Raw genomic sequence first — 21,095 nt, forward strand, 5'->3', positions numbered from 1 at the left:
AACAAAATGGTAGCTTTATCGTATACTAATTATTAGGAAACTTGTCTTAATAGGATGATGTAAAAAATGAAATACCGAGTATTAATAGCAGATGATCAAGATGCTTCACGTAAACTTTTGAAACAAATGGTTGAGAAGATCGCAGGAGATGCGTTTGAGGTTATAGATGAAGCGACAGATGGAGAGCAGCTAGTAGAGAAGGTTATTCTTAGTGAACCTGACCTGGTTTTATGTGATATTGAGATGCCGAAGCAAAAAGGGAACGAAGCCATTCGTGCTTGCAAGGAAGTAAAATCGGATCTTCAATTTATTTTTACAACTGCATATGACACATTTGCTGTAGAAGCATTCAATTTAAATGCGGTGGATTATGTCATGAAGCCTATTCAAATTAATCGTCTGCTTCTTGCATTAGAGAGAGCCAAAAAAAGCTTGCGTCATCTTAAAAATGATTCACAAGAAGAGCCTAAGCAACGGGAATATCAACGAATACCTATTCGTTTCAATCGTTCCCTGTATTACGTTCAAATTGATGATATTTTATTTATTGAGAAGAGTGATCGAAAAGCGGTTATACATACGTCGTATGAACAATACTCATCTCCTGAAACATTGGAGTATTTCATGGAGTACCTCGATGATAAGTTTGTTCAGTCCCATCGGTCGTTTATTATTAACTTGGAGCGAATTTCGAGAATCCAAACTTCTGGAAAGAGCTATCTTGTGTACTTTCATGGCTATGAAGAACCAGCCCAAATATCAAAACAAAACATTCAGCGCATCCAACACCTAATGAACAATTTCTTGTAAGTGAATTCTTCTCAAAGCATACGTGCATGGCTACTTGATGAAAGTTAATAAAAGAAGATTGTAGAAACTCGTCTTGTAAAGGCGAGTTTCTTTCTTCGTAAACAAATCTAAGGACATTTATGAATGACAGATGTCTAGGACATCTGTCTCTTTATGGTCGTTTTTTTATGGGAAATTGCTTTAAATGGTATGATTTCATGTTTGAAATGCCCCTCCTCATGTCTTAAAGGGGGTTAAAATTGGTCTAAAGTACCATTTTTATTTTGAATTAAAAGGAATAACCTGCTACATTATAGATAAGATCAATGAGTGGTAAACAAATCAACACTTACTTAAGTATCAAACTTACCTTATTTGACTCGAGTATAAGGGTTCTTCCGAAAACCACCATCAACACTTCGAAAGAACCGATCGGGGAAACATACTCGATCAAATCCTTGATCTTACTAGACATAGGCCGTGTGGGTGAAGGTTCACTTTTGGTAAGAGTGATGCTCACCTATTCCAAGAACGATAAAGACAATTAGAGAAATTACGTTTGGATTGGCTAAAAAGAGACGACTATATATAGAGATAAAAGAGATGAAAAAGGCTGCACATTTTTGTGCAGCCTTTTTCTATTGAAGTATCAGGACTCACACACCTCTCTGGGCATTCGTGCATAGTGTATTAGCACACACACGATGTGTAGAAGAAAAGGATGGTGATCCTGAAATGGAATTAACCGTTACGCATTGGTTGTACGGAATCATAACGTTTGCCATTATAGCCACGATGATGTTTCGAAAAGGGGTTGTGTTGCCGACGTTACTCGGGACGTTTTTAGTTGCCTGGGTGTATAAAGGGAGTGTAATAGGCGGATTTACGTCTGTATTTAACGCAAACTTAGTTGCTGCTAAAGAATTATTTAATATCTTCTTGATTATTACGTTTATGGTAGCCCTCTTGCAGGCTTTAAGTGATCTAGGGGCAGATCGTCGAATGATTATACCTATACAAAGGGTTATGACCAATGGACATATCGCCTACTTTGTTTTAGCAGGTGTCACCTATGTCATATCATTGTTTTTCTGGCCTACGCCTGCAGTCCCACTAATCTGTGCTTTACTCGTACCGGCTGCTGTTCGAGCTGGATTGCCAGCGATGTTAGCTGCTATGGCGGTTGCGCTTGCGGGTCAAGGGATGGCGCTGTCTTCCGATTATATTATGCAAGTAGCACCTGGACTCTCTGCAACTGCTGCTGGAATTAATACGAGTGAAGTGGTAGATAAAGCGTTTATCTTATCGATTATTACAGGGGTCATTGCTTTAGGGATGGCTTATATGATGTACCGATCTAGTATAAGATCTCCCCTTGATGGTCAAAACGAATTAGAAGTCAGAGCTTTACAAGGTCTTGGGGCGGGAGATCAGTCTAAAAGGGAAGCGAAGAATCAAGATATTAGTACATGGAGCAAACTATTCGCCGTCCTTGTGCCACTATCCATGCTAGGGGTAATGGTCTTCATGATCACGACTAAGTTAGGATCAGGACGAATGGGAGGGCTAGAAGGAGGGGATGGAGCGGCCTTTATTGGGGGCGTCGCTGTCATCTTGCTCTTGTTAGCAACGGTGGCATTTGGGCGCCACCATTCACTTGATTACATCACAGAGCATATTACAGATGGGTTTGTATTCGCCTTTAAGGCGATGGGGCCTGTTATACCCATTGCAGGTTTCTTCTTCTTAGGTAGTTCAGACTTTGCAGGAAGTATTCTCTCATTAGGGGATGCAGCTCCACCAGCCTTCTTATTTGACCTAGTTCAATCCACCCAAGATTTCTTGCCGCAAAGTTCATTTCTTGTAGCCTTTAGTATATTATTAATTGGGATTATTACAGGACTTGATGGTTCTGGGTTCTCTGGATTGCCATTAACCGGGGCCTTAGCCGGCGCGATGGCTACTTCCGGAATAGATGCTGGCACCCTTGCAGCAATTGGGCAGATGGGGTCGATCTGGACGGGAGGAGGAACGATCATTGCCTGGTCGTCGATTATTGCAATCGCCGGTTTCTGCGGGGTATCTGTTATGGAACTTGTCCGGAAAAACTTCATCCCCGTTATAATTGGTTTATGTGTTGCAACCGTGTTTGGAATTCTATTCTGGTGATAAAAGAAAAAGGGGGAGCTTATGACTCACCCCCTTTTTTTTCTGATTCATCAACAAATGTTCTTTACATAAGAGGTTGGATGATAAAATAAATGCATCCGTTATTTTTGAAACGTTAGAGAATGAGGATACGTAAAGAAAGTATCAAATAGGATTAGAAAGGATGATGGAGATGTTTAAGAAATTTATGGCAAGTCTTGGGGTAGGGGCAGCTAAAGTAGATACACAATTAGAAAAGGAGCGTTTCGCAGCCGGTGAAGAAGTTCGAGGCAAGGTTGTGATGAAAGGTGGAAATGCAGAGCAACAAATCGATCGGATTCATTTATTCCTTATGACTGAAGTAGTGAAAGAGGTGGACGATCGTAAAGTACGCGAGGAAGAAATCATTCATCGTTTTAACATTGCGGAATCTTTCACATTAAAAGAAGGGGAGGATAAAGAAATTGACTTTTCTTTCACTCTTCCTTTAAATACACCTGCAAGTTTTGGCCGTCTACCAATCTGGTTCCAAACAGGATTAGATATTCCGATGGCTGTCGATCCTAAAGACCGAGATTTTATCCATGTGGACCCTTCTGAATCGGTTCAGACGATTTTGACCGCATTACAACATGAACTAGGCTTTTCGTTACGCAAAGTGGAAATGGAAGAAGCACGACGTGGCCATATTGTTCAAGAATTTGAATTTCTCCCTGGAGGTCGCTTCAGCGGGGACCTTGATGAACTTGAAGCGGTGTTCTTCCCGCAAGACGATGGCGTAGAGATTGTGTTAGAAGTGGACCGCCGTGCTAAAGGGCTTGGAGGGTTGCTGGCTGAAGCGCTAGATGCAGATGAAAGTCATGTTCGAACCCATCTTTCGAATACAGATCTATCAAAAGGAGAACGATCTGTAGCCAACCAGCTAGAGCAATTGATCGAGCGTTTTTCAAAATAATTATTTAGCTTATTGAGAAGAGGGGGAGCCATTGGCTTGTCCTCTTTTATAATGTCTTATTTTAATAAGAAGAAACAATTCCTAATTTCCGGTTTACAAAACTTGGAGATTAGGTTACTATCTAATTAGATATTCATCGAATATGGAGGTTTCATGATGCAATTAGATAAAGTGGTCCACTTTCATAAGGTGGTAGGAGACCCTACGAGGATACGAATTATCTCCCTTCTTAAACAAGGTCCCCTGCACGGGCAAGCGATTGCCAATAAGTTAGGATTAAAGCCACCAACCATCACACATCACGTAGGAAAGTTGAAGCAAATAGGAATTGTTTATCAACGTAGAGATAAAAATACGATTTACTTTTATTTGGATCAGAAAAAGCTAGAATATAGCGCCAACGCCATTTTACAAATCGGGGAGGTGACAAATGTGCGACCTGATATGCAAGTTGAAGAGAAAGATAAGCTATCCATCGTGAAGAATTTCTTTACTCCTCAAGGAACGCTTAAGCAAATTCCGAGCCAACGAAAGAAGAAGCTCGTAGTCTTGGCTTATATGATCCGAGGTATAGAGACAGGGAGACTGTATGAAGAGAAAGAAATTAATGAGTATATTAAGGAATTCCACGAAGATTATGCAACCATTCGACGTGAGTGGGTAATGAATCATTTTATGTATCGTGAGAATAATCAGTATGAACTTAATCCTAAGGAAATGTGGCCGCTACAATTTTAAGAGTGCTTTTTAAGAAGCACTCTTTTTCTATCGCAACTAATTCGATATATATCTAATTAGTAAAGGGGGAGAATTGGTGCATAAACGTTTAAAACAATCGTATAGAAAAGTTTTTACTGCAGGAATCATTAATGGAATAGGAGATCGTTTTAACCAAGTAGCTGTGTTAGCGATGGTTTTGTCGATTACTGGTTCAGGTGTCGCGGTGGGAGGTGCACTGGCGATTCGAATTATTCCTTACTTATTCTTCTCCCCATTAGGAGGATGGCTTTCGACTGTTTTCTCTTTAAAGAGAATCATGGTGGTTACCGATCTTGTGAGAATTTTGTTTGCTTTATCTTTATTGCTGGTAGATGGCTCCAAGGATCTATGGATTGTGTATACGGTTCTGTTTCTTTTAGCGGGTTCAGAAGCCATCTATCAACCTGTCAGACGCACCTATCTATCGCGACATATGGATAAGGAAGATTTACTGCGTGTAAACAAACTAGAGCAAGTTCTACTAGGAATTGTTTTAATTATGGGGTCTGCAGTGGGTGGGGTAGTATCCTATCTTTTTAGTCCGCAGCTCGTGTTTATTATAAATGCGTTTACCTTTTTGTTAGCTGCTCTCATTCTTTTAACGTTGCATGAAACCAAAGTCATCATCTCATCTTCAAAAGAAACGGTGCTTTCTGTTATAAAATGTGGATGGAAAGTAACAATGGAGCATTCTTTATTCCGCAAATTGTTTTTGATAGAAGCTTCGATCTCAGCAGCTGATGGAATTTTTAATGTGCTTATAAGTGTGTATGCGTATCAACGCTTTCAAATGGGGGATATAGGAATTGGCCTCTTTTATGGAGCTCTAGGATTAGGGCTTGTTTTAAGTATGTGGTTTCCAATTGGGAAGAAAAACGTTTTAATGCCTTTTGCTATCGTAACCATTTTTATGGAAGGGCTGTTTCAAATTCTGTTAAGTCAGGTAAATGGATTTCACTATGCATTGCTTCTTTTTTCATTTATTTCTTTAAGTGGAGGGATTGGGAAAGGGGCAATGGATACGATCCTTATGAAGCAACTGCCTAAAGAGAGTCAGGGACCTGTTTATTCATTGTTTGATATGGTATCAAATGTGGTGATGGGAATGTCAATGTTTGTTACTGGGATTATGCTGACTCTCTATCCTTCTCCTGTAATGGGAAGTATTGCGGGGGGCATTTTTATTATTGTCTCGTTTGCTGGCTTTTATGGGCTACACCGAGATCAATCTTTTCAAGGAGTACGTGTACAAGACAAGGGGATTGAAAAATAACGCCAAATTATGTCGGATTATGTCGTTTTGTATTAAGACTGAAGAAAATCGCGCTGTACGTATTGAATTTTCAGAATTTTTGGCGGATAATAGATGAAAAGGTAGAAGAATTACCTTTGAGGAGGCGACTTCCCATGAGGTTCAAAGTTATTGCATACTATAATCAAATGACGAAGATTACTTTTCAAAGTACAGACAATCAGGATCTCGTTTTTAATGATTTTGGAGCCGCCAAACGTTTTGTAAATGCACTCAAAGACTTAGGGAGCTATGAACGCTATTCTTTTCAAATTGTATCGTTGGATCAAGAATTGATGCTGCCCTCCTCGAATTCTGCTAAAGATGAAAAGAAATACCTTTATTCTTATTAAACGAAGCTGTCTCTAGAGTAGTCACATACTTTAGGGACAGCTTTTTTTATGAGGATTTAGTTTAGTGTTGAAATTCTTAGGTTAGGTAGGATAGTTCAAGGCCCAGCTCGAGAGAAAGGATACACTTGCGTTTAAATTCCTATGAAATAGGTTAAATAGGTAGGACCATATCTGAGGAGGAAAACGATGACCATTTTCGCACAAGACGCTTTACTAGGAAAGCATATCATCATTACAGGAGCCACGGGTGGAATCGGCTATGAAACTGCTAAAGCAGCGGTGCAAGCTGGTGCTGCCATTACGATCACGGGGCGGAATTCTGAAACACTCTATCAATTGAAAGACGAATGCATCGCACTTGATGGTCGCGCTCATGTCTTAAGTGTTCCTGCTGATTTAAATAAACGTGAAGACCGGGAACGGATCATAGAAGAAGCTGTACAAGAGATTGGACCAGTGGACGGATTGGTTAATTCAGCTGGTAAAACAGGCGGTGGGACGTTGGAAGACCTCTCAGAGGAAGAGCTACGTTCTACAATGGAGTTAAACTTCTTCTCCACAGTCTTATTCACCCAGGGAGTATATGAAAAGATGAAAAAGAAGAAAGCAGGGGCTATTGTAAACCTCTCATCTTTATCAGGGCTTCGGGGTACGTATGGAAACACGGCATATAGTGGATCAAAATTTGCAATAACGGCCTTTACTCAATCATTTGCTCACGAAGCGATTGAACACAATATACGAGTGAATGCTGTGTGCCCTGGATTTGTAGATACAGAAATGGGAAGAAACTCGATTGCTTCTATGGGAGAACGCGAAGGAAGAAGCTTCGAAGAACAACTTGAAGTCGCTGAACAAGGTCTTCCTTCTGGCCGTATTACACAACCGGAAGAAGTAGCAAACTCTATTCTGTTTTTACTGAGTGAAGCTGCGGAGAATATTGTAGGAGAATCTATGAAAATTTCCGGTGGGGGCGTGATGAGATAATTGACTCGTTTGCACATCCATGTACAGTTTCCTTTTGATGACTTATAATAGGAAGGAAGTTGCTATAAAGGGATGATAGAATGAATTCCACTAAAGCTCTCAATGTATTAAAGGATCATGGGTATAAACATACGAAGCAACGTAAGAAATTATTAGATTTATTTGATCAATATGATGCTTACGTGTCTGTTAAAGATCTTTTTGAAGTCTTCCGTCTCGATTTCCCGGGTGCCAGTTATGATACTGTTTATCGAAATTTATATACGCTTGCTGAAATTGGAATTTTAGAAACGACAACGCTTGACGGAGAAAAGCATTTTCGGTTTCATTGTGATACGCACGGACACCACCATCATTTTATTTGCACAAGCTGTGGTAAGACGAGCCCGATTAACTTGTGTCCGGTTGAAGATGTGGTATCTACACTACCTGGACATCAGATTGAAAATCATAAGTTTGAAGTGTATGGAAAATGCCCTTCATGTGTTTAAAACAGAGCCCCTAGAGGCTCTGTTTTTTATTTTACTGAAAGGGTTCATTAAAACGTAACGATTACTATTTACAAAACGTAATCGTTACGATATGATGTATCTTGTTCATATACATAAAAAGGTCAGGAGGAACTATAGATGCATAAACGAATTTTTACATGGGGTTCCATTATTCTGTTACTGGTTCTTGCAGCTTGTGGAAATGGAGAGGGGAAAAGCGCATCAGGAGAAGGGAAAGAAGAATCTGGTAAACTAAAAATCTATACCACTTTATATCCATTACAAGATTTTGTGGAGAGAATTGGCGGAGAACATGTTGAAGTAGAGTCAATCTTACCAGCAGGGGCGAATCCTCATACATTTGAGCCAACGACTAAGATGATGGTGGAACTAGCAAAGGCAGATGCCTTTATTTACAACGGGGCCAACTTAGAAGCCTATGCCACTAAAATCTCAGAATCAATCGAAGATGAAGGGGTTCAAATCTTAGAAGCTTCAAATGGGGTTGAGTTATTAACTCATGTACATGATCACGCCGAGGAGACTCAGGAGAGTGAAAACCATACAGAAGAAAGTCACGAAGAGCATGGTCATGAGGATGAGGATAAAGATGAACATGAAGGTGAAAGTCATAAAGAAGAAGGCCATGAAGGTCATGACCATGGGGATGAGGATCCTCACGTGTGGCTTGATCCAATACGGGCCATTACATTAGCGGAGAACATTAAAGACCAACTAGTAGAATTAGATCCGGATTCTAAAGAAGATTTTGAAGCTAATTTCGAAGATTTGAAGGAAGAACTAACTGAATTAGATCAAACGTTCCACTCAAAATTAGAATCAGCTGATTCTAATAAAATACTAGTTTCTCATGCAGCTTATGGGTACTGGGAAAAAGCGTATGGGATTGAGCAGATTGCCATATCAGGGTTGTCACCTACAAATGAGCCATCACAGAAGCAATTAGAGACTATTATAGAAAAGTCAAAGAAAAATAATATCAATACTATTCTGTTCGAACAAAATGTAACACCTAAAGTGGCATCTGTTATTCAAAAAGAAATGAATGCAGATCTGAAGCGAATTCACAATTTGTCTGTCCTCACAAAAGAAGACTTAGAGGCAGATGAGGATTACTTTAGTTTAATGAACCATAATTTAGAAGTATTGCTTGATGTGTTAAACAATTAATAGATAGATAGAAAAGTCACCTTATAAAAAGGTGACTTTTTTGGTTTAAAAGTGATCTGAAAAGGGAATTGATTCGATTTCTTTATAGCTTCCATTCCCATAATTACTCCCGGCCCCACTCAGTATGCTATGATATGGATATTATTGATCGTTAAAGGAGAATGGTATGAAGGAGCGGGACTATGATCTTTATCTAAAGGTCTTAGAAGGCGATAAACAAGCGCTCGAAGAGATCTATGATAAATACGAAAAGTTACTCTACTCCTTTGCCTATAAGACTTGCGGGCAAAAGGAGATGTCGGAAGAAGTTATGCAAGAAGTCTTTATAAAAATTTGGACACAAAAGGCAACATACGATGAGGCGAAAGGGAAATTCTCATCATGGATCATTACAGTAGCCAGATATACGGCTATTGATGTGTTACGTAAAAAAGAAAATCAAAATTATGCTTTAGATGAAGAGTGGGATGCAACAAATGAACAGGAGCCTTCTGTTGAGGACCTCGTGGAATGGAAAGAGAGAGGAAGTATGATCAGGCAAGCTATGAAGCAACTTCCGAAAGAACAGAAGAAAATTGTCACATTATTTTACTTTAAAGGCTGGACCCAACAACGAATTGCGGAAGGTTTAGATGTATCTTTAGGTACGGTGAAGAGTCGAATTAGGCTAGCTTTAAAAAGACTAAAAAAAGAGCTGGCCACCATCGAAGAGAAGGGGGGTGTGAGTGATGCCTAAACAATGCGACCGATTAATTGACTATATAAGCGGAGAACTACAAGGGGAAGAAAAACGTGCATTTGAAGCCCATTTAGAAGAGTGTGACGAATGTCGTGAGGAAGTAGAAGAAATGGAAAGTCTTATGGAAGAATTGCCATATGCATCAGAACCAGTAGAGCCCCCGAAAGAAATGAAAAGCAGGGTGTTAGCGAATGTTTTTGAGGGGGAACAAATAGAAACAGATACGAATGTAGCGCATAAAGAAGAGTATAAAGAGGAAAATGTAGCATCGCTCACGACTCATAAACAGGAAAAACGTGTCAAGAAACCTTGGACTACGCTACTAGCGGCTGGATTGTTGTTGTCCCTATCTGGAAATGTTTATTCCTTCTTGGCAACTGAAGATGGAGCAACGTCAAATGTCGAAGAAAGTATCGATGAAGTATCAAAGAAAGTAACGTTGTCTGGGCAACAAGAGGCGTTGGCTTCGGCTTCGATTATTAAACAACAAGATAATATGACTCTTGTAGTAGAAGCTCAGCAGATGGGACGTTTACAGGGAGATGAAGTGTACCAAGTATGGCTCATTAATGGAGAGACTCCATACCGAGCGGGGAGCTTTGTGACCAATCAAAATGGGGAAGGAGCTGTAGCCTTCTCATTAAGTCGTTTAGAAGCTCAAGGCGATTTTGATACCATTGCCATAACAAAAGAACCAGACGCTACGAGCAAGACTCCTCAAGGGGACATTATCGTATCTTCAGAGTTATAGAGAGAAGACCTGGGTCTGTGTAGATCCAGGTCTATTTTATTTAGTATTAAATGGAAATTTATGTTAAGGTGGAGGTGATTGGAGGGGGAAGTTTGGAAATTGTAAAAGGGTACGCTGTGACCATAGGAGAATTGTTTCTATTCATTGCTATTGGCATCTTAGTAAGTGAGTACGGTCTTCGTTTTATTTATGAACAAGCTGGCATTTCTTACATGGGCAATATTGGGAAAGTGTGGTTCGGGATTTCTTTATCCTTATTTTGTCTTTATTCAATCTTCAAGCACAGGAGATCAGAGGGGAAACAGCGTTTGTTAAGAGGAAGAGTGCGTTCTAAAACGTTTTACGTTGTCTTTGTCTTCTCGGTGTACACGGTTATCGCACCGCTATTTGAAGGGGCACTCTAGCAGATAAGATGATCCCGACCAATCTTTACTTATGCTTAGTTATGAGGGTGAAGAAGACTAAAGAAATCAAGAGATTTAACCAACCGCTCGAGTTCATTTTCGAGCGGTTTTTCTTATATCTATAACTTTTTTTAAAAAAAGGTGATCCAAATGAAGATCCGCCTCGATAGCTTAGTGAATAATCAAAACAAAGAGGAGTGGATCTAAGAATGAATATGAAAAAAGCACTTGTAACTGTCCCTTTAAGTTTCTCTTTACTACTACCAACCACGGCGAGCATTGTGAATGCGGATGAACATAGTCAATCTAAACCAACTGTTATGACAGAGGCCGTTGAACTAAGAGCATCTTTAGACCGTCTGTTAAGTGAACATGCTTATTTAGCAGTTGAAACGATGAGAAAAGGAGCAGAAGGGGCTTCAGATTTTGAGGCATCCGCCAATGCGTTAAGCAGTAATACCGAAGATTTATCAAAAGCGATCGGTTCTGTATATGGGGAAGAAGCAGGAGATCAATTCAAACAAATGTGGTCCGACCATATTGGCTATTTCGTTGATTATGTGAAAGCAACAGGAAATGATGATGCTGAAGCAAAAGAAGCAGCCATTCAAGAATTAAACGACTATCGTAAAGATTTCTCTCAGTTCTTAGAAACAGCGACAGGGGAACGATTAGAAGCAGGTAAGCTTGCAGAAGGCTTACAAATGCATGTCAAACAACTAATCGGAGCATTTGATAGTTATGTAGCTGGTGACTATGAGAAAGCTTACGAATATGAACGAAAAGCAATTGAACATATGTACGGGGTAAGTAAAGGACTTTCGAGTGCCATTGTAGACCAATATCCGGACAAATTTAATGGAACGAAAGCAGTAACGCCAGCAGCAGATCTTCGTTCAACACTTGACCACCTCATGTCTGAACACGCTGGACTTGCTATGATGGCCATGCAGAACGGAATTGACGGCTCAGATGATTTTAAGGCTTCAACGGAAGCGTTAAATAACAATACAGATGACCTGGCTGCTGCGATCAGTTCAATATACGGAGAAGAAGCTGGGCAACAATTTAAGAAGATGTGGACGAATCATATCGGACACTTTGTTGACTATGTAAAAGCTACAGGTGCAGAGGATAAGGAGAAGAAACAACAAGCGCTAGATGCTCTCGATCAATATCGCCAGGACTTCTCCATGTTCTTGGAGAAAGCAACAGAAGGTGAATTAAAATCGGAAACATTGGCGAAAAACTTACAAAGTCATGTTGATTACCTGATTACAACCTTTGATCAATATGCTGATGAAGATTACGATATGGCGTACGAGACGCTTCGTGAATCCTATGGTCACATGTTTGGAGCAGCCAAAGCATTATCTTCTGGTTTCGTCAATCACCAACCAGAGAAGTTCCAAGCTGATATGCCTTCAGAAATGCCTGATACAGGGATGGGCGGCTCTCAAGCTTCCAACGACTTCACTTGGATTATTCTTTCTGTGCTAGCGATGTTAGCAGGAACAGCCATCTTCGCTCGGAAGCAGTCACAAAACCAATAAAAAATATAGGAAAAAGAAAAAAGGATGGAATCCGAGTCAGGATTCCATCCTTTTTTCAAAATGGCCTCGATATGTTAGGTCTGGGGGATTACTTTTCACACTGTTTTTGATCTGGGATGTCCAACCACTCATCGGCCCATGCTTTAATATCCCTCATTAAAGGTTTTAAAGAATGTCCCATTTCTGTTAGAGAATACTCAATTCTTACAGGAGTTTCAGCATATACCTCTCGGTTAATAATGCCTTCAGCTTCCAAATCTTTCAATCGTTCAGATAGCAAACGTCCACTAATTCCAATCGCGTCTTTAATTTCATGGTTTCGCTGCGGCCCAGCTAATAATTGATAAATAATAAGTGCATTCCAGCGCTGGCTAATGATTCCGACAGCTTTTTCAAATCTTGGGCATAAACTAGAGTCTTCCACATCGATCTCTCCTTCAACTATAGTGTACCATAATTTATTTCTTATCGTAACTCTGTTACTTATCGTAAACAAATTACTTGTGGTATCATGGTTACATGATTATAATAGGTTACATAAAGTAAGTTGGTTAGGAATCGTACGTTTGTATTTAGAAAGGGTGAGTAGAATGAAGCATAAACATCAACAACTAGGCGTATTATTTTTGCGTCTGTTCTTAGGCTTTACCGTGTTTATTCATGGTCTTACGAAATTTAAAATTGGGATGGGGAATACCTCGATTGCTCTCGAGACATTAACGATTCCCATGTCGTTGCTATATTCAATTGGCGTTATCGAAGTTATGGGAGGGATCCTCTTGATGATTGGGTTTAAAGTTCGAGTGGTAGCTTCTGTGGTGGCTGTGCTCATGCTGCTCTCGATTACGCAATTGAAACTAACAATTGGATTTTTAGGGAATAGTCAAATGGCAGGCTTTGAATTAGATCTCGCTCTATTATCGATTGCTGCCTTTCTTGCACTCGATGGAAAGACGCCTTTTGCTATTGAGAATATTACATTTCAAGCTGATGAGTGTTACGAATGTCCGGAAGTATAAGTGAGTGTAAGAAATCAACAACATATAGAAAAACGTAGCCCGATCTTGAATAACCGATGATTCAAGACCGGGCTCTATTTATGCTGAGAAAGTGGAATCTGTTGAAGAGCTCGAGTGCCTCTTATGATAGATGACATTGATTTCAGCGCCAATCATAAGGATCAAGCCTGTAAGGAAGAACCACAGTAGTAAGATAATAATGCCACCTAAACTACCATAAGTAGCGGAGTAGTTACCAAAGTTGCTTACATAGAAAGAGAATGCAAGGGATATCACTTGCCAGAGTATCGCTGTAATCATCGCCCCGGGTAAAATGTGTTTAAATGGATAGCTTTTATTCGGTGCAAAATGATATAAAGCCATTAAAATACCAGTCATGACGAGTATTCCAATCGCCCACCTAAGAAACTGGAACAATAATACGGATTGTTCAGGTAGCTGTAGGGCTTCGTTAATCCCCTGAATAATTAAATCACCAAATACAGGCAGAATAAGTGCAACAGCAATGGCGATAATCATACCAAGAGTGAGAATAATCGATAATAATCGGACTTTAATGAAGGACCTTGTTTCTTCTACATCATAAGCCAAGTTAGCAGATTTTATAAAAGCCATGACGCCAGAGGAGGCAGACCAAAGGGTACCGATAATACCAACAGTCAATAATCCTCCTTTAGGAGAGTCCACTAGGCTGATAATCTGTTCTTTAAATATGCTCATGGTCTCGTCTGGAATCATACTTCCCATAAAATCGATCGCTTGATCGGGATCAATCTGTAAGTATGGAAGGATCGAGAGCATTAAAATAAGTAGAGGGACGATTGCTAACAGATAATAATAAGCTTGTGCAGCAGCCAGTATTGGTGTATTGTTTTCTAGAAATTTGTTTTTAAGTTCTTTTATATAACTCATAAATGACTTCAAAGTGTATCCTCCTTACATTTTGTACCTATCTGTACATATTCCATCCCCTTTTGGAAAACATTTTAATCGTCAAGATTAAAAGAATGTGTTTTGATAAGAGAGTGTTGTGGTAAAACGTAGAGAAGGGAGGATAGGGATGATGATTTATCTTTATATTGGTATATTAATTGTTTCTGTTTCCTTTGCCATATTAGCCATTTACCTTGCGAAACTGCTTTCGTCAGTATCGAAGTCTATGGATGACTTAGGGAACACACTTTCTGAAGTAGAACAACAACTTCACGGTATTACAAAAGAAACAGAAGAGATGGTTCAGGAAACTCATCTCATTGTAGACGATGTAAAAGAGAAGACAGATGCTCTTACTCCTGTTTTTCACTCATTACATGGTCTAGGTTCTTCCCTTATTCAATTAAATCGATCGATTGAAGGGGTCCCAAGTACATTAAGGACTTATACAGCCGATCATTCCGTTAAAGTGACGGAAGCCTATCATTGGGGCACGACAGCTATGTCTCTTTATCAAAAGTGGAAGATGACCAAACAGCAAACACAAGTATAATGGAAAGAGGTGAATAAGCTTGACGTTAGTAGGAATTGGAGTACTTATTATAGGAATCGCTTTTGCGATCATTTCGATCTTTGTGGCGCGTACCCTTAATAATTTAGCTCACGTGTTAAATGGGGTCGACGAAACGGTTAAGAAATTACCTGAACAACTTGATGGAGTGATGAATCAAACAGCAGAAGTATTAGGGCAAAGCAAAGATACCCTAGCAGATGTGAATGAGAAGATTCGCACGCTTAGTCCCTTGTTTTACATAATCGGCGATGTGGGGGAGTCATCTAGAAAGTTAACTTCCTCATTAGTCGATATGACTTCTTCCTTGAAGAAGAATACTAGTGACGGCAGGACCGTCGTAAATGAAGAAAACTTGCGCGGGTTATACGGTGCTATTGCGTTTAGTTATTTCTTAACGAAACGTAAGAAAGCAATGAAAAATGCACTAGAACAAACCAATCAACAACAATAATCGATTACACAAAGGAGAATGAATATGGCGAATCAAAAAAGTGGATTAGGAAAAGTTACATTCTATATGGCAATCGGAGCATTAGTAGGAGGAGCGGTTACACTAATAAACCGTGACACTAGAAACTCCCTTAAAGAAAAATCTTCTTCTACAAAGGAATCAGTAAGTAGTTACGTTTCAACCGTTAAAGAGGATCCGCAAGGTACAAAAGATGATCTTGTAGACCGAATCCAGCGTACGGCTACGGCTACGAAAGAAGCGGTTAACCAAATTCAAAGCATTATTAATGATCAGGGGAAAGACCTGGCCAAGCAAATGCAAGATGTGAAAGAAGAATCAGAAGAAATTGTGTCTACCGTTAAAGAAACGGGCGAGGAATTAAAGGATGTCGGTGAAAAGGCAGCAGAAGCTAAAGAAGAGTTAACAAACTCTTATGAGGAAGAAGAGCAAACAGCTCCAACGACGTCTTCTATTCAAACTCCACAATCTAATGACAATAGAGCTCTGTAAGAAGAAGTTAAAAATCGCGAGAACTTAAATGTGTTCTCGCGATTTTCTGTTTTTATAAGCTTCTAGCCTTCCGATTTCCTCGTTTAACAATCGCTGCATTTCCTCACGATCTTCCATAGTCACCATTGGATCTTCCTCGTTCCAATCTAATGTATAAACACTATAATATCGTCTAATTCTTCTGAAATAGATTGTTGAGTTTGGAAACTTATCAAAATACCCTCGTATTCTATTTTTACGGTCAAAACTCCAACGTGTTAACCTCATGCTGTTCACCTATTCCATATTAAAATTTGAAATTTCTGAGAGCCTATTGTAACATATGAAACTAATGAAAGGGCGAAATGAGTCGAAAAAAGGAATATTTTATCATTTTATCCTGAATAGGGCGGTGAAAGGTGTTCTAGTTACGTAAAGGTTTGAAACGTTGTAAAAAAGGGATTAGTTATTAGAGATTCATTTATGGGAGAGGGAAACGATTCTTTAGCTACATAAACTCTCCTGCGCTCGGAGAATAATGGAGCGTCCACTAAAAGAGGAGGAAAATACGTGAAGAGTTTCACGAAAATGTTTTGGATTTCATTAACCATAGGGGTTGCATTTGTACTTTGGGGAGCTATACTACCCGATCAAATGTTTAACGTCATGAGTGCTGGTAAAAGCTTTGTGCTTGATCAATTTGGTTGGTTCTATCAATTAGCTACTACATTCTTCTTTGTCATCGCTTTGGTCATTGCTTTTAGTAAGTATGGAAAGATTAAATTAGGTAAAGAAGGAGAAGAACCAGAATATAGTACATCAACTTGGTTCGCTATGCTCTTTAGTGCTGGTATGGGAATAGGATTACTGTTTTATGGTGTATCAGAACCTGTATCACACTACTCCAAGCCTCCATTCGGAGATGCCAATACGATCGAATCAGCAAAAGTAGGATTGCGTTATACGTATCTTCACTGGGGTTTTCACGCATGGGCCATCTACGCTATTGTAGCACTTGCGCTAGCTTATTATAAGTTTAAGAAAGATATGCCTGGATTAATGAGTGTGACACTAAGGCCTGTGATAGGTGATCGTGCAAACGGTCCCATCGGAATGGTCGTTGATATCATCGCTGTTTTTGCAACCCTCTTTGGAGTTGCTATATCACTAGGAATTGGTGCGCAGCAGATTAATGGAGGATTGAATTTCTTATTTGAAATTCCAAATAATTTTGGCGTGCAACTTGTCATTATGGGTATCACAACGGTCTTATTTATTACATCAGCAGCGAGCGGGTTATCTAAAGGAATACGTTATTTAAGTAATGCAAACTTGATATTAGCCGTTATCTTGTTTTTTTCCTTTTTATTCCTTGGTCCTACTCAATTCATGCTTGAGACGTTCTCGACTACTTTTGGTTCATATATTCAGAACCTTCCAAGCATGGGGCTTCGATTCTCACCATTCCAACAGGAGAATAATCAGTGGGTAAAAGATTGGACAATCTTCTACTGGGCATGGTGGATTTCTTGGACACCTTTTGTAAGTACATTTATTGCTCGGGTTTCAAGAGGTCGTTCAGTTCGTGAGTTCCTTGTCGCTGTTATTATCGCGCCATCCATTGTCTGTGCACTTTGGTTTGGTATGTTTGGTAGCGCGGGAATTTTCTACGATCACATTCAAGGAATTGATGTGGCTGGTCAGAGCTTAGAAACGGCTTTATTCTTTGTGTTTGAACAGATGAACTTTAGCTTTATTCTATCAGGAGTATCCGTTCTTCTTATCTTGACATTCTTTGTGACTTCAGCAGACTCTGCTACGTTTGTTCTTGGAATGCAGACGCATAATGGTAGCTTGAACCCACCATTCTTTGTGAAATTAGCATGGGGAATTGTAATGGTAGCCGTTGCAGCGATCCTGATGTGGTCAGGAGGAGTGGATGGTCTTCAAGCCGCTACGATCATAACTGGATTGCCGCTTACGATAATCTTGCTAATTATGACATGGGGCTTGTTGAAATCATTCTCGGCTGATCTTAAAGCAGGAAAGAAATAGGGATAACGAAAATCAAAAAGAACCCGTTTGCTTCTGAAGCAAACGGGTTCTTTTTTGTTATTGAATGAAAAAGTGTTGGAAATGTGGAATCCATGTGTTTCCCCAAACAAGTGTAACACCTGCAGCGATAATCATGGAGAGGCTAGAAAAAGTACCTTCCTGATCCCCGAGTTCAAATGCCTTCGACGTTCCGGCGCCATGTGCGGCCACACCGAAAGAGACACCGCGGGCTACAGGTGATTGTAAGGAAAACATTTTAATCACATGGGGACCTACAATAGAGCCTATAATGCCTGTTGCTACTACAAAGGCAGCTGTTAAAGCGGGTACACCGCCAATGGTCTCAGAGACTTCCATCGCAATAGGGGTTGTAATAGACCTTGGCATAATGCTTGTCATAAAGCTTCCACTTAAGTGAATCAGGTATCCTAAGAAAAAGCTCGAAACCACAGCGACCACAGAACCAGCTACAATGCTTGATAGAATTTCTACCATGAATTTCTTGATCAGTTCAAAGTGTTTGTAAATAGGAATTGCAAATGCTACTGTGGCAGGTCCTAAGAAGTAGCTAATGATACTTGTTCCGTTTTCATAATGTTGAAAAGGGATATCGAATAAAACTAGTAAAGCCACTAAGACAACAGGTACAACAAGCAGTGGCGTTAAATAAGCTTTTGGATATTTTTTATATAAACGTTTACTAATAATATAAATAAGAATGGTTGCAATTAGGTAGATCATTGCTCATCTTCCTTTCTTCGTTTGGAAAGAAAATCGGCGACAAAGCCAGTAATGCCCATTACTAAAATCGTACTAACTAAAATAATCAGAAGGATCTGGAATCCATTCCACCCAGCCATTTCTGGATATTGAACAATACCGACCGCAGCAGGAATGAAAAAGAGCAGAAGTTCAGCAAGAAGCCATTTACCAGCTTCCTCAACCCATTCCAACTTGACTAAGCCGAAGTGAAGGGCAAGAAAAAGAAAGACTAACCCGAAGATACTTCCCGGTATTGGGAACTGTGTAAGCTGCTGTATGGCTACTCCTATAAAGAAAAATACATTTATGAGCAAAAATTGTAATACGAGTTTCATAAAGGACTTGTAAATGCTTACACCCCCTGAACATGCGAAAAGAGCCTTGGGAAGGGCTCTTTTCAAGAATGATCTTTTTGATTTTGAAAGCTTTTGGGAGTCAAAGGTTTGGGAGAACCTTTCATGAAAAAGACAGGTTGGGATCTAATCTTATTCATGCTGTTGACGTACTTTCATTATAGGATGCTAGATTGCATAATGAAAATACATATTTCTTATTTGAATCATAACTAAAAGTTATGATTTAGATGCACGTACAAATTGGATAAATTCCCTGGCTGCATAGGGTAAATATCGGTCTTGTTTAACGATTAAAGCCAATGTCCAAGGAACACTTGGGTTGACTACTGGGATGCTTTTGACCTCTGTGGCGATAATTTTCTCGCAGATGGACTTTGGCATGATGGCGATACCGATATGAGCTTTTACCATCTCTACAATAAAATCCCACTGTGAACTTTCAAGCTCAATCTGTGGAGAGAATCCAACAGACTGACAATAGTCTTGAATGATGTCATGCATCGCGAAGTCTTCTTGGAATAAAATGAATTTCTCCTCGGCTAGTTCTGAAAGTTCAACCGTATCTTTGCTAGCTAAGCGGTGATCTGTAGGCAGGACAACTTCCATTGTTTCTTCATTAAATGGATAAGCTTTAAAGATCGTTTCATCGATCGGTGCAACCGCTACAGCCACATCAACGTGACCTTCTTCAAGGCTTTTTTCAATTCTCTTTGCTCCATATTCTGTAATCTTAATCGAGATACCAGGAAACTGATTTCTAAATTGGGCGATTAGCTCTGGGAAGAACAGTGTACCTATTAAAGGCGGTAAGCCAAACTCTACTGTTCCTTTCTTTAAGTGCACCATATCGTATAGGGAACTCGTCAAATCATCCATAACCCCAAGTACACGCTGAGCTTGTTGATAAACAAGTTCTCCTGAATCTGTTAATGTAATTTGTTTTTTAGAACGATCAATGAGCGTAACATCAAGTTCTTCCTCAAGGTTACGGATCATTTTACTTAATGCAGGTTGGGAAAGCTTTAGAGAATGGGAAGCCTTTGTAAAACTCTTTAAGCGAGCAACCTCTGCGAAATATCGTAAATGACGACTATCCATAAGAACCTCCTATCTAACTTGCATCTATTATAGAAACTCCCTGTAACAAAGTAAAGCAACACGTCGTGCCATTACCAAGATAAAGCGTGTCAGACACGCGTTGATTCGCTAGTGTGCTAAAGGGTGTCTGACACCCTTTGATATGGTAAACTATTACAGTGGGAGGGGTTTTATGAAGCGGGTGATTGTGATAGGGAGTCCCGGTGCTGGAAAGTCGACGTTTTCTAAGCGACTTGGAAGGCTTGTAAACGAGGAGGTATACCACTTAGATCAGTTATTTTGGTTACCTGGATGGGTGATGAGGGAACGTGATGAGTTCATCGCTTTACAGGAAGAGGTTATGAATCAAGCATCTTGGATAATTGATGGGAATTATGGAGGGACCCTTGGTGTACGATTGGAGAAAGCAGATACTGTCATATGGATTGATCCACCAAGAAAGGTTTGTCTTTACCGAATCTTGAAGAGGTATTTTTTGAATCGAAATCAGACGAGACCTGATATGACGGAAGGGTGTGAAGAAAAGCTGGATTGGGAGTTTATCAAATATGTGTGGAACTTTAGAAGGGATAAACGTCCGAAGTTAAACGAACAATTACATAAAGCAGCTCGCCATAAAACAATTCATGTCATTGAGTCTTCTAAAGATATGGAGCGTTTCTTGGAAAACATAAAGATTAAAAGAGAGGGATCATCACTTTTGTAGGATGATCCTTTTTTTAGTTTCCTTAATTTATTAATATGGATATTCTTATCTCTTTCCAGCTACCGTAGTGCTCTAGAAAAGGTTTTAAAATAAGAAGTAAGGTGAACTATATCATGTGGAAGGTTATAAATACTTTTTCGGTAGAGGTTTGGGTGTTGTGAGTAACTGATTGGTGAAGCATTAAATTGCGGATACTATTAAGCTCACCATAGATGAACACCCATAAGTCGAATAAGTTGAT

26 protein-coding genes are annotated in these 21,095 nt (G+C 39.7%); 20 read left to right on the forward strand and 6 right to left on the reverse strand.

What is annotated here, in order from left to right:
- Positions 1-66 precede the first annotated feature (66 nt).
- The 14 genes from LQ226_RS01520 to LQ226_RS01585 all read left to right on the forward strand — a co-directional run bounded on the left by LQ226_RS01520 (position 67) and on the right by LQ226_RS01585 (position 12,411).
- On the forward strand, positions 67-810 hold the full coding sequence (locus LQ226_RS01520) for a LytR/AlgR family response regulator transcription factor (protein ID WP_231416043.1): 744 nt from the start codon (positions 67-69) through the stop codon (positions 808-810).
- Positions 811-1,115: 305 nt separating this feature from the next.
- Positions 1,116-1,337, forward strand: a complete 222-nt coding sequence (locus tag LQ226_RS01525; RefSeq protein WP_231416044.1) for a hypothetical protein — start codon at positions 1,116-1,118, stop codon at positions 1,335-1,337.
- A 187-nt stretch (positions 1,338-1,524) separates the two neighbouring features.
- Positions 1,525-2,958, forward strand: coding sequence for a hypothetical protein (locus tag LQ226_RS01530; RefSeq protein WP_231416045.1), 1,434 nt, complete (start codon positions 1,525-1,527; stop codon positions 2,956-2,958).
- 172 nt (positions 2,959-3,130) lie between these two features.
- The gene (locus LQ226_RS01535; protein WP_231416047.1) at positions 3,131-3,892 is read left to right on the forward strand and encodes a sporulation protein; all 762 of its coding nucleotides are present in this window, start codon (positions 3,131-3,133) and stop codon (positions 3,890-3,892) included.
- A gap of 156 nt (positions 3,893-4,048) precedes the next feature.
- A complete protein-coding gene (locus LQ226_RS01540; protein WP_231417546.1) occupies positions 4,049-4,630 on the forward strand; it encodes a DUF2087 domain-containing protein in 582 nt (193 codons plus the stop codon).
- 76 nt (positions 4,631-4,706) lie between these two features.
- A complete protein-coding gene (locus LQ226_RS01545) occupies positions 4,707-5,924 on the forward strand; it encodes an MFS transporter (RefSeq protein WP_231416048.1) in 1,218 nt (405 codons plus the stop codon).
- A gap of 134 nt (positions 5,925-6,058) precedes the next feature.
- Positions 6,059-6,295 (forward strand): hypothetical protein, encoded by a 237-nt coding sequence (locus tag LQ226_RS01550; RefSeq protein ID WP_231416050.1) that lies wholly within the window; start codon positions 6,059-6,061, stop codon positions 6,293-6,295.
- Positions 6,296-6,481: 186 nt separating this feature from the next.
- The gene (locus LQ226_RS01555; RefSeq protein ID WP_231416052.1) at positions 6,482-7,282 is read left to right on the forward strand and encodes an SDR family NAD(P)-dependent oxidoreductase; all 801 of its coding nucleotides are present in this window, start codon (positions 6,482-6,484) and stop codon (positions 7,280-7,282) included.
- An 80-nt stretch (positions 7,283-7,362) separates the two neighbouring features.
- Positions 7,363-7,773: a Fur family transcriptional regulator gene (locus LQ226_RS01560; protein ID WP_231416053.1), complete on the forward strand. Its 411-nt coding sequence runs from the start codon at positions 7,363-7,365 to the stop codon at positions 7,771-7,773.
- 138 nt (positions 7,774-7,911) lie between these two features.
- On the forward strand, positions 7,912-8,964 hold the full coding sequence (locus tag LQ226_RS01565; protein ID WP_231416054.1) for a metal ABC transporter solute-binding protein, Zn/Mn family: 1,053 nt from the start codon (positions 7,912-7,914) through the stop codon (positions 8,962-8,964).
- Between the two features lie 166 nt (positions 8,965-9,130).
- Entirely contained in the window at positions 9,131-9,700 is a 570-nt protein-coding gene (locus LQ226_RS01570; protein ID WP_231416055.1) for an RNA polymerase sigma factor, read from the forward strand.
- Positions 9,693-10,454, forward strand: coding sequence for an anti-sigma factor (locus LQ226_RS01575; protein ID WP_231416057.1), 762 nt, complete (start codon positions 9,693-9,695; stop codon positions 10,452-10,454). The genes LQ226_RS01570 and LQ226_RS01575 overlap by 8 nt, the downstream gene beginning before the upstream one ends.
- 92 nt (positions 10,455-10,546) lie before the next feature.
- Positions 10,547-10,858: a hypothetical protein gene (locus LQ226_RS01580; protein ID WP_231416059.1), complete on the forward strand. Its 312-nt coding sequence runs from the start codon at positions 10,547-10,549 to the stop codon at positions 10,856-10,858.
- Positions 10,859-11,067: 209 nt separating this feature from the next.
- On the forward strand, positions 11,068-12,411 hold the full coding sequence (locus LQ226_RS01585) for a copper amine oxidase (RefSeq protein ID WP_231416060.1): 1,344 nt from the start codon (positions 11,068-11,070) through the stop codon (positions 12,409-12,411).
- An 88-nt stretch (positions 12,412-12,499) separates the two neighbouring features.
- Here LQ226_RS01585 and LQ226_RS01590 read toward each other — a convergent pair whose 3' ends face one another.
- Positions 12,500-12,835, reverse strand: coding sequence for a winged helix-turn-helix transcriptional regulator (locus LQ226_RS01590; protein WP_231416062.1), 336 nt, complete (start codon positions 12,833-12,835; stop codon positions 12,500-12,502).
- 166 nt (positions 12,836-13,001) lie between these two features.
- Here LQ226_RS01590 and LQ226_RS01595 point away from each other — a divergent pair, with 166 nt between their 5' ends.
- On the forward strand, positions 13,002-13,430 hold the full coding sequence (locus LQ226_RS01595; RefSeq protein ID WP_231416063.1) for a DoxX family protein: 429 nt from the start codon (positions 13,002-13,004) through the stop codon (positions 13,428-13,430).
- Between the two features lie 78 nt (positions 13,431-13,508).
- Here the strand turns inward: LQ226_RS01595 and LQ226_RS01600 are convergent, their stop codons facing one another.
- Positions 13,509-14,354 (reverse strand): YihY/virulence factor BrkB family protein, encoded by an 846-nt coding sequence (locus tag LQ226_RS01600; RefSeq protein ID WP_231416065.1) that lies wholly within the window; start codon positions 14,352-14,354, stop codon positions 13,509-13,511.
- 136 nt (positions 14,355-14,490) lie between these two features.
- Between LQ226_RS01600 and LQ226_RS01605 the strand changes: the two genes are divergently transcribed.
- The 3 genes from LQ226_RS01605 to LQ226_RS01615 are packed head-to-tail and all read left to right on the forward strand — an operon-like array spanning position 14,491 to position 15,898.
- Positions 14,491-14,916 carry a DUF948 domain-containing protein gene (locus LQ226_RS01605; protein WP_231416067.1) on the forward strand — a complete coding sequence of 142 codons (426 nt, stop codon included), beginning with the start codon at positions 14,491-14,493 and terminating at the stop codon, positions 14,914-14,916.
- 19 nt (positions 14,917-14,935) lie between these two features.
- Positions 14,936-15,388: a DUF948 domain-containing protein gene (locus tag LQ226_RS01610; protein ID WP_231416069.1), complete on the forward strand. Its 453-nt coding sequence runs from the start codon at positions 14,936-14,938 to the stop codon at positions 15,386-15,388.
- 24 nt (positions 15,389-15,412) lie between these two features.
- Positions 15,413-15,898, forward strand: a complete 486-nt coding sequence (locus tag LQ226_RS01615) for a hypothetical protein (protein ID WP_231416071.1) — start codon at positions 15,413-15,415, stop codon at positions 15,896-15,898.
- A gap of 24 nt (positions 15,899-15,922) precedes the next feature.
- Here the strand turns inward: LQ226_RS01615 and LQ226_RS01620 are convergent, their stop codons facing one another.
- The gene (locus LQ226_RS01620) at positions 15,923-16,165 is read right to left on the reverse strand and encodes a hypothetical protein (protein WP_231416073.1); all 243 of its coding nucleotides are present in this window, start codon (positions 16,163-16,165) and stop codon (positions 15,923-15,925) included.
- Positions 16,166-16,447: 282 nt separating this feature from the next.
- Between LQ226_RS01620 and LQ226_RS01625 the strand changes: the two genes are divergently transcribed.
- The gene (locus LQ226_RS01625; RefSeq protein ID WP_231416074.1) at positions 16,448-17,932 is read left to right on the forward strand and encodes a BCCT family transporter; all 1,485 of its coding nucleotides are present in this window, start codon (positions 16,448-16,450) and stop codon (positions 17,930-17,932) included.
- 57 nt (positions 17,933-17,989) lie between these two features.
- On the opposite strand, the gene LQ226_RS01630 is transcribed toward LQ226_RS01625, so the two are convergent.
- The 3 genes from LQ226_RS01630 to LQ226_RS01640 form a co-directional block, all read right to left on the reverse strand.
- Entirely contained in the window at positions 17,990-18,673 is a 684-nt protein-coding gene (locus tag LQ226_RS01630) for an LrgB family protein (RefSeq protein ID WP_231416076.1), read from the reverse strand.
- Entirely contained in the window at positions 18,670-19,029 is a 360-nt protein-coding gene (locus LQ226_RS01635; RefSeq protein WP_231416077.1) for a CidA/LrgA family protein, read from the reverse strand. Before LQ226_RS01635 ends, LQ226_RS01630 begins: the two co-directional genes overlap by 4 nt.
- 237 nt (positions 19,030-19,266) lie before the next feature.
- The gene (locus LQ226_RS01640) at positions 19,267-20,148 is read right to left on the reverse strand and encodes a LysR family transcriptional regulator (RefSeq protein ID WP_231416079.1); all 882 of its coding nucleotides are present in this window, start codon (positions 20,146-20,148) and stop codon (positions 19,267-19,269) included.
- A 172-nt stretch (positions 20,149-20,320) separates the two neighbouring features.
- On the opposite strand from LQ226_RS01640, the gene LQ226_RS01645 reads away from it, so the two are divergent.
- Entirely contained in the window at positions 20,321-20,854 is a 534-nt protein-coding gene (locus LQ226_RS01645) for a DNA topology modulation protein (protein WP_231416081.1), read from the forward strand.
- Positions 20,855-21,095 lie beyond the last annotated feature (241 nt).

The sequence above is a fragment of the Pontibacillus sp. HN14 genome (assembly GCF_021129245.1).
GTDB lineage: Bacteria > Bacillota > Bacilli > Bacillales > BH030062 > Pontibacillus.